This is a genomic window from uncultured Chryseobacterium sp., from assembly GCF_936933875.1.
Taxonomy (GTDB): Bacteria; Bacteroidota; Bacteroidia; order Flavobacteriales; family Weeksellaceae; genus CAKZIK01.
In genome coordinates this window covers 18,201-31,008 of record NZ_CAKZIK010000085.1, presented here as the reverse complement: position 1 = coordinate 31,008, position 12,808 = coordinate 18,201, and the positions used below count along the sequence as shown (strand labels likewise).

The 12,808-nt window shown below is 37.5% G+C and carries 10 protein-coding genes and 1 pseudogene; 5 read left to right on the top strand and 6 right to left on the bottom strand.

The genetic code is table 11. The features are described 5' to 3' along the window. Positions 1-12: 12 nt before the first annotated feature. The 3 genes and pseudogenes from Q0252_RS11865 to lptB form a co-directional block, all read right to left on the bottom strand. Positions 13-1,824 (bottom strand): ABC transporter ATP-binding protein, encoded by a 1,812-nt coding sequence (locus Q0252_RS11865; protein WP_367174841.1) that lies wholly within the window; start codon positions 1,822-1,824, stop codon positions 13-15. Between the two features lie 82 nt (positions 1,825-1,906). Then, positions 1,907-3,652 carry a L,D-transpeptidase family protein gene (locus Q0252_RS11860; RefSeq protein WP_297986603.1) on the bottom strand — a complete coding sequence of 582 codons (1,746 nt, stop codon included), beginning with the start codon at positions 3,650-3,652 and terminating at the stop codon, positions 1,907-1,909. A gap of 426 nt (positions 3,653-4,078) precedes the next feature. Next, positions 4,079-4,804 (bottom strand): annotated as a pseudogene (gene lptB, locus Q0252_RS11855) (LPS export ABC transporter ATP-binding protein); the annotation flags it as partial. Between the two features lie 113 nt (positions 4,805-4,917). On the opposite strand from lptB, the gene Q0252_RS11850 reads away from it, so the two are divergent. Further along, a complete protein-coding gene (locus tag Q0252_RS11850; protein WP_297986599.1) occupies positions 4,918-5,211 on the top strand; it encodes a TM2 domain-containing protein in 294 nt (97 codons plus the stop codon). Between the two features lie 16 nt (positions 5,212-5,227). Here Q0252_RS11850 and Q0252_RS11845 read toward each other — a convergent pair whose 3' ends face one another. Then, positions 5,228-5,524 (bottom strand): hypothetical protein, encoded by a 297-nt coding sequence (locus Q0252_RS11845; RefSeq protein ID WP_297986597.1) that lies wholly within the window; start codon positions 5,522-5,524, stop codon positions 5,228-5,230. Between the two features lie 182 nt (positions 5,525-5,706). Beyond that, positions 5,707-6,699: a porphobilinogen synthase gene (hemB, locus tag Q0252_RS11840; protein WP_297986595.1), complete on the bottom strand. Its 993-nt coding sequence runs from the start codon at positions 6,697-6,699 to the stop codon at positions 5,707-5,709. 122 nt (positions 6,700-6,821) lie between these two features. On the opposite strand from hemB, the gene Q0252_RS11835 reads away from it, so the two are divergent. From Q0252_RS11835 to Q0252_RS11820, 4 genes are all read left to right on the top strand, one after another. After that, entirely contained in the window at positions 6,822-7,178 is a 357-nt protein-coding gene (locus Q0252_RS11835) for a T9SS type A sorting domain-containing protein (RefSeq protein ID WP_297986594.1), read from the top strand. Between the two features lie 114 nt (positions 7,179-7,292). Next, positions 7,293-9,725: a hypothetical protein gene (locus Q0252_RS11830; protein WP_297986592.1), complete on the top strand. Its 2,433-nt coding sequence runs from the start codon at positions 7,293-7,295 to the stop codon at positions 9,723-9,725. Between the two features lie 59 nt (positions 9,726-9,784). Next, positions 9,785-10,039: a type II toxin-antitoxin system Phd/YefM family antitoxin gene (locus Q0252_RS11825; protein WP_297986590.1), complete on the top strand. Its 255-nt coding sequence runs from the start codon at positions 9,785-9,787 to the stop codon at positions 10,037-10,039. Between the two features lies 1 nt (position 10,040). Then, positions 10,041-10,298 carry a Txe/YoeB family addiction module toxin gene (locus Q0252_RS11820; protein WP_297986589.1) on the top strand — a complete coding sequence of 86 codons (258 nt, stop codon included), beginning with the start codon at positions 10,041-10,043 and terminating at the stop codon, positions 10,296-10,298. Between the two features lie 53 nt (positions 10,299-10,351). On the opposite strand, the gene Q0252_RS11815 is transcribed toward Q0252_RS11820, so the two are convergent. Continuing rightward, positions 10,352-12,760 (bottom strand): aldehyde dehydrogenase family protein, encoded by a 2,409-nt coding sequence (locus tag Q0252_RS11815; protein WP_297986586.1) that lies wholly within the window; start codon positions 12,758-12,760, stop codon positions 10,352-10,354. Positions 12,761-12,808: the final 48 nt, after the last annotated feature.

The following is a 12,808-nucleotide window of genomic DNA, read 5'->3' as shown; positions in this document are numbered from 1 at the left end:
AAAAATTTGCGGTTAGTTTTTGTCTTCCAGCTTCACGCTTCCATCTTCCTGCTTAAAGGAATTTACCAATTTATCCAGATTTAAACTTCTTGCCGAAGCATCAAAAATTTCACGGTAAGTTCCGTTCAAATCGATGAGTTCATCGTGAGTTCCGCTTTCCACAACCCGACCTTTTTTCATCACATAAATTTTATCCGAATCCAAAATTTGGGAAAGCGAATGCGAAATAATAATCACGGTTCTTCCCTCTTTTATCGCATCCAAGGAGTTTTTAATCTGTTCTGTTGCAATGGCGTCGAGACTTGCGGTTGGTTCATCAAGGAAAATAATCGGTGGATTTTTCAGAAATAATCTGGCAATGGCAATTCTTTGCTGTTGTCCACCGGAAAGCTGTGTTGCATCGTGCTTATATTGTTCCGGAAGTTCCATAATCTGGTCGTGGAGATAGGCTTTTATTGCAGCTTCCTGAATTTCTTCAAAACTCGCGTTCATATTCCCATAACGGATGTTATCATCAATACTTCCCTGAAAAATATGGTTTTTCTGAAGCACCAAACCGATATCGTCGCGCAGAAATGAGTTATCAAAATCATTTAAATTAATTCCATCAAGCAAAATTTTCCCTGAATCAGGCAAATAAAATTTACACAAAAGATTGATGACAGTAGATTTTCCGGCGCCGCTCAAACCCACCAAAGCTGTCGTTTTTCCGTTTTCAATGGTCATCGAAACATCGTGAAGTGCTTTTGTACCGTTCGGATAGGTAAAATCGACATTCTGAAGCTCAAATTTTCCAACAATTTCCGGTTTTTGGGTTCCGTTGGCTTCGGTTTCTGAATCTGCATTCAAAATATCGAAATAACCTTCGGCGTAAATCATAGCATCGTTCATATCATCGTAAATCCTGTGAAGTTGACGAATTGGCGCCGAAACGTTGTTGAACAACATAATGTGAAGCATAATTGCACCAATTGTCATTTGCTGATTCAACACCAAATAAACCGTCAGTAGAATAATTAAAACGACACCAATTTGCTCAATAAAAGTCTTCACACCTTCATAAATAAAGCTTGTACGGCGAGTTTCCATCTGACTTTCCATCAACTGCATCTGCAAATCGTACTGTTTTTTGCCTTCAAATTTTTCCCGCACAAAACTTTTAATGACCATGATGGAATTAATCAAATTTAAAAGTCCGGAAGTTTTTTGTTCTCGTTGATTTCTTAATGTTCTGCGAACTCCACCCAATTTTTTGGCCTGAAGTGAAGTAACCCAAAAGTAAATTGGAACAATGATGGTGGAAACCAAACCAACGTAAACGTTCTGCATATACATAATCACCAAGGCGATGATCGCGTTGGAAAAAAGTGGTAAAATATCGATGAAAAAATTCTGAACCAATCTTGTTAAACTCTCAATTCCGCGATCGATTCTCGTTTGAAGTTTTCCGGATTCATGGTTTTCATCATTGAAATAAGCAACTCTGTAAGTTAAAATTTTGTCAATCGCACTTTGTGCGAGAACCGAACTTGTGTTGATCCTGATTTTTTCACCGTAAAATTTCTGACCGAAATTGATAAAAATATTCAACAGTTCTTTACCCAATAAAATTGCGGAAATCAGTACCAAAACGTGAATTCCTTCCTGCATTGGATTGGGCAAATCCACCAGTTTCGAAACTTCATCAACAGTATATTTCAACACCAAAGGATTCACCTGAGCTGCAAGTGCTCCCAAAAATGTTAGAAACAAAGTCCCATAAATCATCAACCGATAAGGCTTGATGAACGGAACAAGCTGTTGAAAAATCCCGATAAGTGTAATAGTTCTGTTGAAAGGTTTTGCCATCTTTAAAATCAAAAAAGTCGGAATTGGCTTCCGACAGATAAAATTAGTGTTTTATTTTCTAAGCAGATTTCTTAACCACTGTTTTTGAAGAATCTTTTTTGACTGGATTTTTGGTAACAGAATTCGAATTTGAAGGTTGTACAGCATTTATCATCATCATTTTTTTGAGTTTTTCATCTCTTTTGTAAATATCTTTACTAATGACTAAATTTCCATTACTGTCCACGAAAGTGGTAAAATAAGCCAAATGAACCGGCATTTTTTTCGCTAAAACCACACGGTTTTCTTTGGTGGAATCCATTCTTTTGATGATTAAACTGTCGTCGATATCTTTATTGTCTTTCAAAACAAATTTTGCGAGTTTAAAAGGGTCTTCCACTCTTACACAACCCGAACTGTAGTTTCTGTCCTGATTTTTGAAGAGATAACGTTCATTGGTATCGTGAAGATAAATATTGTACGTATTCGGAAACATAAATTTCACTTTTCCTAAAGAATTCCATGGTCCGGGTTTTTGGCGAACAGCCGGAATTCCCTTTGCAGCCCAACCTTTCGTTTTCTCCATATGATTTCTTGCCAAATAACTTCCGCTTCTTTTCATCGCAGGCATAATTTTGTTTTTCATAATTCCTGGTGGAATATTCCAATACGGTGCAAAATCAACGTACGTCATTTTATCACTAAAAACCACTGTCCTGTGATTGGATTTGCCTACAATAACGTTCATGTCCCACAGATATTTTTGTGCATCATCGTATGCAAAAAGTTTGAAAGCAGGAATGTTCACCAAAAGATACTGCCCTTCTTCCGGACTCATCCAACGCATTCTTTCAAGGTTAACAAACATTTTTTCGAGTAAATCACGCCCTGAAACATTCAGCTTTTCAATAGTTTGTTTGCCGATATTAGCAGAATCAAGCCCGTTTCGATGCTGAAAAGAGTGAACAGCATCCAACATTTCTTTGTCGAATTCTCCGGATTTTGCAGCATTTTTTAAATCTCCAAAAAACACCAGTCTTTCCCGAATTTTCGCCACAGTTGCGGAACTGTCTCCCAATTTATAAGTTCCTGTAGGAATTTTAGAATTTACAGTATCGAATCCCTTTTTGTGAAAATCGAGCATTTTATTTTTCAGTGCAATGTAATGCTGATGAACTGGTTCTTCATCAAAAATTTTTCCGCCGTTGGTTTCGGATTTTTTAATAGCTTCCAAAGCATCAAATTTCTGTCTTGGTTTTAGCCAGTTTGCAGCAGAAGCAAGTTGAGCAGCTTTTCCTTCAAATTTTCTTTTGGAATAAAGCAGATATTGCGACGTCAACATCAGTTCCACTTTTTCTTCATCTTTTTTCTCAACCACATTATCCATCATTTGATGAAATTGGTTATGATAAACGATTTTCTCTTCTTTTCCGTCTTTCTCAAGGTTCATTAATTTTACAGCAAGATGGTCTGCTTGTTCCGTTAAACCATTTTCATCAAACCACGCAAAAGCACTGTCACGTTCGGTATAAAACTGATTGATATCGTCCTTTAAATCAGCAAGTTCTTTGTACTGATTAAAAAAATAATTGATAGAATCCAACTCTATCTTCTTTTTTGTTTGAGGACTGAAAGCGCCAATTAAAGTTGGGTCAAAATTAACATCCATCATTTCACCTTCGCTTTCAAAGCCCTGTTGATAATCACCTGCAAGAATATCTTTCTGCGCATCTGTATTGGAAGAAACGGCTTCTGACTTTTTGGAACAGGAATAAAGAAAAGCGACTGCCGAAAACAGCAGGAGTAAGCGTAAAAATTTCATCATCGTTTTTGCTAGAAGATTGATACAAATCTAGATGATGAATGTAAGGAAATCTTTACAGAAATCCCCACAAAACTTATATTTTAACCGAATTTACCCTTCGAAAGAATAGGTCGTAAGATAATGAAGTTCCGGTTTACTTACCGTTTGTGCTTCAGCAACTGCGATTTCTTGCGGAAACTGTGTAGTAATTTCTCTCTTCTGGAAAAGGAAAGAATTGTTGGCATTTTTATCCACGATATTAGAAAAAACGTATTCAATATCGGAATTGGCCAGAGAAGCAAAACCAATCTCATCAAGGCCATGCATTAAACGTAAATTATCTACACCAGAAAAATTAGCATTCACAAAATTTTGGAACTGGTCTCTGGAATCGAAGTTTCCTGTCCAAATATTATAGATGTAATGCTTTTTTGATGCCTTGTTCAGGATATCCTGATAAACGAAGTTTTCACCCAAATATGCCTCACGAACTTGTGGATCTGCAGCCAAATCTGCAGGAAGACCTTCTTTCAGAATTCTTCCTTCGAACATTATGTACGTTTTATGCGTAATCGCTAAAGTTTGCTGAACATTGTGGTCGGTAATTAAAATTCCGATGTTTTTGTCAGTTAAGCTTCTTACGATTTTTTGGATATCTTCTACCGCAATTGGGTCAACTCCGGCGAAAGGCTCATCCAAAAGAATAAAATTCGGACTTGTTGCCAAACATCTTGCAATTTCAGTTCTACGTCTTTCACCACCGGAAAGCAAATCTCCACGGTTTTTACGAACATGCTGAAGCGAAAATTCTTCAATAAGTTCGTCGCATTTCATTTGCTGTTCGCGTTTCGAAAGATTGGTGAGTTGTAAAACACCCATAATATTATCTTCCACAGAAAGTTTACGGAAAACAGACGCTTCCTGCGCCAAATAACCGATTCCTTTTTGTGCGCGGCGATACATCGCATCGGAAGTGATGTCTTTATTATCCAGGAAAATTTTTCCGGAAGTAGGTTTTACCAATCCTACAATCATATAGAAAGAAGTGGTTTTTCCGGCACCGTTTGGACCAAGAAGACCTACAATTTGTCCCTGTTCCACCTGAACAGAAACACCTTTTACTACTTTTTTGGGACCGTATTCTTTGATTAAATTTTCTCCGCGTAAAATCATATCGGGCAAAGATAATATTTTTGTCTTAGTATATAAGATTGAAGCTTGAAGTTGTAACAAATTTCATACTAAAGCGACAGATTATGAAAAATTAATCACAAAAAAAATTAAAAATGGAAACTTACGGATACAACAATCCCGAACCTCAACAAAATTTCGGCAACAGCAAAAATTACCGTTCTGAAAAAAAATTGGCAGCTGGACTTTTAGGAATTTTATTGGGAAGCTTTGGCGCTAATAAATTTTATCTTGGTTACATTAATGAAGGAATTATCCAAATTGTTTTGAATATTGTGACATGTGGAATCGCAGGAATTATTCCTTTTATTGAAGGCATTATTTATCTGACAATGAGCGATGAGCAGTTCGACAGAACTTACGTACAAAATAAGAAAGCCTGGTTTTAAAACCAGGCTTTTCTTTTTAGAATATCCATAACAGCAGCAATAAAGCAACGGCCGTTCCAGCAATGCTACTGAAAAATAATTTGATATTACTGTCGGTTTTTCGAAAAATGTATGTGGCAAAAAGAATCTGAAATCCAAAAATTGTGATAAAATAAATCACAAAGACCATCCAGTTACCAAAGGATTTCATCCAGGTGAAATTATTAAAACCTTCATCAATAAAGAAAAAGAAATTGGTAATAATAAATGATGCTGCTAATAAAAGCAAAGTCTCGTAATGTTTCTCTGCCTTTCTTTGTAGTAAAGTTGCCATGGTTTTTTCTTTTGCAACGAAAAATCTTCTGAAATTATTGCACAAAAAAACTTTCAGTTTCCTGAAAGTTCTTTTTATTTCTGAACCACGCCCCGACGAAAGTGGAGCTCTTTTTTCGCGGCGGCTTCGCCGCCGCGAAAAAAAGCGGGAACTGTAGGCGGAAAAAGGCGCCCAAAAAATCATTATCCGTTCAAAAGAATTGCTGCTTCTTTCGCAGCGTACGTGAAAATCATATCTGCTCCGGCTCTTTTGATACACGTTAAACTTTCGATGATGGCTTTATCATTATCCAGCCAACCGTTTTGCGCTGCGGCTTTCAGCATGGCATATTCTCCCGAAACATTGTACACTGCAATCGGTAAATCTATCGCCTCACGAACTTTGGAAACAATATCCAGATAAGGCATTCCGGGTTTTATCATGATAATGTCGGCTCCTTCTTCGATATCTTTGTACACTTCGTTGAGTGCTTCACGGGAATTGTGAAAATCCATCTGATACGTTTTTTTGTCCTTTGGAATTTCCATATTGTCTTTCGGAGCGCTGTCTAAAGCACTTCTGAAAGGGCCGTAAAACGAACTCGCATATTTTGCGGCGTAACTTAAAATTCCAACATTGGTGTGTCCGGATTCTTCTAAAGCTTCGCGAATGGCCAAAACTCTTCCATCCATCATATCACTTGGCGCAACAATGTCTGCACCGGCTTCTGCGTGAGAAACCGACATCATTGCCAAAGCATCATTCGTAGCGTCGTTGTCAATTTGTCCGTTTGTGATAATTCCGTCGTGACCATAGATTGAATACGGATCCAAAGCAACATCGGGCATTACAATCATTTCGGGAACTGCATTTTTAATTTCGCGGATGGTTCTTTGCATTAAACCGTCTTTATTCCAGGCTTCTTTTCCGGTGTTGTCTTTCAAATCTTCTGAAACTTTCATATAAAGATTTACGGCTTTAACTCCCAATGAAAAAAGCTCCTTACATTCTTTCACTGTTAAGTCTAAAGATCTTCTGAAAATTCCGGGCATTGAAGCAATGGGTTCCTGAAGATTTTCCCCTTCCATCACAAACATTGGCATTACAAAGTCGTTGGTTGTGAGTACAGTTTCCTGTACCAAAGCACGAACAGAGGCATTGGTTCTTAATCTTCGGTTTCTTGAATATATAATCATTTTTGGAATAATATTTGATTTTGATACTGCAAATTTAAATATAGTTTACAGAAAAACTATTGTAGTTTAATCCGATTTTCCTAAATTTGTAAGGAACATCGCATATAAAAAAGCAGCTATAGGTGAAAAAATTACTATTTTCTTTAATATTTATCGGCAGTTTAACAGTTTTTGCGGAAAAAGTTTCCGCGCAAACAAGTTTAAGAGAACCGATGTCCACGACACAAAAAACTGATGACGGTGTTTTGGTGGCGTACCCAAATCCTGCCCGCGATTTTATCATTGTAAAATCTAAAGATTCTTTCCAGAAAATTAAATCTGTAACGTTCTACTCTATTTTGGGTATTGAAGTTTTGCAGGTAAACGTGAACATGACGTCCGGAGAAATTAATCTTGAAAAATTAAGACCCGGGAAATATCTGATGCGCTACGTTATGGCAGACAACACACAAAAAGTAACGCAGATTATTAAGCAGTAAATTGAACTAACATATTTTTGAAATCCCCATTTTTTGGGGATTTTTTTTGTTGTGTAAAGTCTTTTTAATTAATTATATTTGAGTTGACACTTTTTTAAAGACAATAACCACATAATGAAATACAAAAATATCCGCGAAGAAGAACTGAAAAATAAAGTGGGAGCGGATTTTTTCAAGGATTTTGATACCACCGAAATTTTAGGAAATATCGATTTCAAGGTTTTGCCGAAGCAGGAAACACTTTTTGGAAGAACGGCACTTCTTTGGGCAGAAGCCAAAACCGGAAATTACGATGCGACCACTATGTTCGTGCAGCTTATTCTTACCATTGGAAGAGCGCGAACATTCGACAAAGCATATCCACCTGCATTTCTTGGCGCCTTCGATTTCAAAAAAATTGCGTTTGTTCCGTACATCAGTATTCAGGATATTTTTTATCTGAATGACTTCAACTGGAATGTTACACCAAGCAACCACGAAACAAAAGAATTTAAAATCATAAAAGAGCGTGTTGACGCAATATTAAAAACGGATACTTCTGTTTACGATTACGAAAAAGATGAAAAGGATTTACGTTTTTTCATCAAAAATAATATTGCTAAAGCATCTGAAGTTCGAAAAATAAGAATCGACAAAAACAACTTCATTCCTATTTATCTGCGTTGGCTCGAAATTGTAAAACCCATTATTGAAGTCAACTGGGATGATTTGAGAAAAGCGAACATTTTAGACAGCGATTTTTATCTCGCTGACCTTTTTGTGGATGATAAAGATACCCAGAAAATTGAAGACGACTCCACCATTCGAGACAATCTGTTTGTAACTTACCAAAACCAGGGGTACAAAATCGCAAAGGAAAACATCAAGCAGATGTTTGATGCGACCATCAACATTCGCAGCAAAGACACTTACCAACAATTCTGGAAAAGGTATAAAAGACCTCCAATAAAAGAGTTTCAGGAGTATATTATTGAGCGAAGAGATTTGTTGGTTCCACAGGATATCCGCGAAAGAAAAGGCGCTTTTTTTACGCCAAGGAAATGGGTGGAACTTTCCCAAAAATATTTGACTGATTATCTAGGCGAAAACTGGCAGGACGAATACTACATTTGGGATTGCGCAGCCGGAACCGGAAATCTTTTAGCCGGATTAACCAACAAATACAATATTTGGGCAAGTACATTAGACCAAGCCGACGTCAACGTAATGCACGAACGTATAGAACACGGCGCCAATCTTTTGGACAGCCATGTTTTTCAGTTTGATTTTCTGAATGACGATTTCACAAAACTGCCGCAAGGTTTGCAGGACATTATTAATGATGAGGAAAAACGCAAGAAACTCGTGATTTATATTAATCCGCCGTATGCGGAAGCGACAACTGCAAAAACAATAACAGGAACCGGATCCAATAAGGCTAATACAAGCAATGATAACAAAACCCATTCAAAATATAAAGGAGTTATTGGAAAAGCAAGTAACGAACTATTTACGCAGTTCCTCGCAAGAATTTATGGAGAAATCCCAAACAGCAAGATTGCAAATTTTTCAAAGTTGAAAAATTTGCAATCTTCAAACTTCTCGGATTTCAGAAACTTCTTTCGAGCTTCGCTCGAGAAAATTTTTGTAGTTCCAGCAGATACTTTCGATAATGTGACGGGGAAATTTCCTATTGGATTCTTTATTTGGAATTTAGAACATAAGGAAATATTTAAAGAAATTCAAGCAGATGTCTTTGATCGAAGCAATAATTTTATAAGTGTAAAAACAATTTATGGAGAGTCTTCTCAGTCGATTAATAAATGGATAAAAACCTTTGATGATAAGATTAATTCTCACATTGGATTAATTGTTAGTTGCGCACCAGATTTTCAACACAATATACAGTTAGCGATTCTTAGTAAAAGGCAAGAACGTTATTGTTTTAATATTACCAAAGAAAATCTTATTAAAACCGCAATTTACTTTGCGGTCAGAAAAGCCATTCCAGCAACTTGGCTCAACGATAGAGACCAATTCCTATATCCAAACGACAACTGGAAAACCGACCAAGAATTTCAAAACGACTGTTTAGCATTTACTTTGTTTGACGGCAGCAATAATATTCAGTCAAAATTTGGCACAAACCACTGGATTCCTTTTACCGAGCATGAAGTGGATGCGAAGGAAAAATTTGAAAGCCATTTTATGACGGATTTTATTAACGGGAAACTAAAAGCAGAAGTTACCGAAAATCTGTTTGGCGAAACGGTCGCTCTACAACTGTACGATGGTAAGCCAAAAGAATTTTCGAAGGAAGCCCGCGCTGTTTTTGATGCAGGGAGAAAACTTTGGAGATATTATCATTCACAGAAAGATATCAATGTAAATGCGAGTTTGTACGACATCCGAGAATATTTTCAGGGAAGGAACGACAAAGGCAGAATGAACGCAAGAAGTTCAGACGAAACATACACAGAACTCATCGCGGAACTTAGAAATAAACTCAGCATTTTAGCGGAAAAAATACAGCCAAAAATTTACGAATATGGATTTTTGAAGGAATAAAACCAATTTTGTTTTATTAAATAATTGTACATATATTTGTACAAAATATAATACATAATATGTTAATTGCTTCCGTTTCAGATTTCAGAAAAGATATTAAAACTTATCTTGATAAAGTTGCTAAAAACTTCGAAACCCTTATTATTAACAGAGGAAAAGATTCGGGAATTGTGATCATGTCTCTGGAAGAATATAATTCTTTAATGGCAACAAATCATGAATTATCTTCTAAAGTCAATGAAATGCGTTTGGATTCGGCAATCGATAAATTGAAATCACGAGATTCCTTTGAGAAAAATTTAATCGAAGATTAATATGAAATATATTTTTGTAGATGAATCTTGGGAAGATTATTTATACTGGCAAAAAACTGATAAAAAGAAACTGAAGCGCATCAACGATTTGCTGAAAGATATTTCGCGAAACCCTTTTGAAGGTATCGGAAAACCGGAACCTTTAAAACATAAATATTCGGGGTTTTGGTCGCGAAGAATTGATGATGAACACCGTTTAATCTACCGCTACGAAAAAGATGAAATTCAAATTGCAAAGTGCAGATTTCATTATGATTAAAATAACAAAAACCACAAATACTTCTGTGGTTTTTGTTATTATGAAATTCTTTTCTAAGCTCCGTAAGGGATCCAGATGTTTTTAATTTCTGTGGCGTGGCGCAGGAACTCCTGGCCTTCACCTTGTGCGTCGTTCATCCAGTCGCGGTATTTTCCGAAGCTGCACCAGGAACGCTTCATGGATTCGGTGGCGAGAAGTTCGATGTCTTTGCAACCATCTTTCTCGCCGAAATACCAAATTCCGTCTACGTCATAGTGTTTCGCCAATTCGTTTGCCAGTTCTTTTTTGTGACCGGTAACAATATTCACTACGCCACCCGGAACGTCTGAAGTTTCTAAAATCTGATAGAAATCTGTCGCCGAGAACGGATGTTTTTCAGATGGAACTACTACCACATTATTTCCCATCGCGATTGCAGGAATTACAGTTGAAATAAATCCAAGCAAAGGATTTTCGTCGGGGCAAATTACTGCCATAACGCCGACAGATTCCGGCATTGCTAAAGTCACCATTCTTTGCACCGTTGAGTGAACCTGACCGTCATATTTATCCGCCATTGCAGCGTACGTGTAAATTCTTGAAATCGATTTTTCCACTTCTTCACGCGCAGATTCGATAGATTGGTTGGTTTGTTCTGCAATTCTTTGAGCAAACTCTTCAGAACGGTAAGATAGATTTTCTGCGATAAAATACAAAACCTGTGCTCTCGCATGACCTGTCATTCCACCCCAAGATTTTTCTCCGTGAGCAGCTTCCACCGCGTTTCTGATGTCTTTTCTATTTCCTTCGGAAACTTCGCCAATATATTCTCCGAAAGAGTTTTTGATGTCTATCGAATAACCACCATCCGGACGAGCCTGTTTTCCGCCGATGTACATTTTTGCAGTACGGTCGATATTTTCGAGAATATTTTTAGATTTTGTGTCAGTCTGAGCTTGTCGAAGACTTGTTTTTACTGCTTTCGGAACAATTGGTTTCGCAGTAAATTCGTCCTCGATTTTCGGTTTCATGTATTCGTACAAACCTTCTTTTCCGCCTTCGCGACCAAAACCGGATTCTCTGTAACCACCAAATCCTGCAGAAGCATCAAACTGATTGGTACAATTAATCCAAACACTTCCGGCCTTAATTTTGGGAGCAATATCCAAAGCCAAATTGATATTTTCTGTCCACAAACTTGCAGCCAAACCATATCTTGTATTGTTCGCCAAAGCAACTGCTTCGTTGTGAGAACGGAACGTCATCGCCACCAAAACAGGCCCGAAAATTTCTTCCTGTGCAATTGTGGAACTTGTAGAAACGTCAGTAAACAAAGTAGGAGGATAGAACCAACCGTCTTTCGGAACTTTATTTTTAGCCTGATAAATATTGCAGCCTTCTTCAACGCCCAATTTTACCATATCGTCTATGGTTTTCAACTGTGTTTTCGAAACGACGGCTCCCATATCAATCGCTTTATCCAAAGGATTTCCAACTCGAAGTTTCTCCATCCTTTTTCTTAATTTTTTGTAGAATGTTTCAGCAACGCTTTCCTGAACCAATAATCTTGAACCTGCACAACAAACCTGTCCCTGATTAAACCAAATAGCGTCTACAACACCTTCCACCGCAGAATCCAAATCTGCATCTTCGAAAACGATGAATGGAGATTTTCCGCCAAGTTCCAAAGAAATTTTCTTGCCTGAACCTGCAATTTGTTTTCTTAAAATTTTACCAACATCGGTAGAACCTGTGAAAGCGACTTTTTGAATATCTTGATGACCAACCAAAGCCGAACCTGCAACAGAACCACGTCCTGTAATAACATTCACAACGCCTTTTGGAAGCCCAACTTTTTGGCAAATTTCTGCGAAAAGAAGTGCCGTTAAAGAAGTCAATTCAGCAGGTTTGATAACGATGGTATTTCCCATGGCTAAAGCAGGAGCTACTTTCCACGCCAACATCATCATTGGAAAATTCCAAGGGATGATTTGTCCGATAACGCCGACTTCTTTATAATGTTTCAGTTCGGTATCCATGAGTTTTGCCCAACCTGCGTGATGATAAAAATGTCTCGCAACGATGGGAATATCAATATCTCTTGTTTCGCGGATTGGTTTTCCGTTGTCCAAGGTTTCCAAAACGGCAAACAGCCTTGAATGTTTCTGAATTTGTCTTGCAATGGCATACAAATATTTTGCGCGTTCGAAACCACCAATTTTCACCCATTCCGGAAGTGCTTTGTTGGCTGCAGCTACGGCCTTGTCAACATCTTTTGCATCAGCTTCGGCAATTTTTGCCAAAACTTCTTTGGTTGCGGGATTTTCGGTTTCTGCGTATTTTTTTGAAAGCGGTTTCGTCCATTCCCCATCGATAAAAAGGTCAAAACTTCTGTTGTGAGCTTCCAGCCAATCCATTGCAGGAGCAGCTGTTTCGGGAGCGGGACCGTAAACCATAGTGTTGAATATTTCTTTGATTTCCATTTTGTTAGTTTGAAAATGTGCGAATTTGAAAATTTTAAAATAATTTCA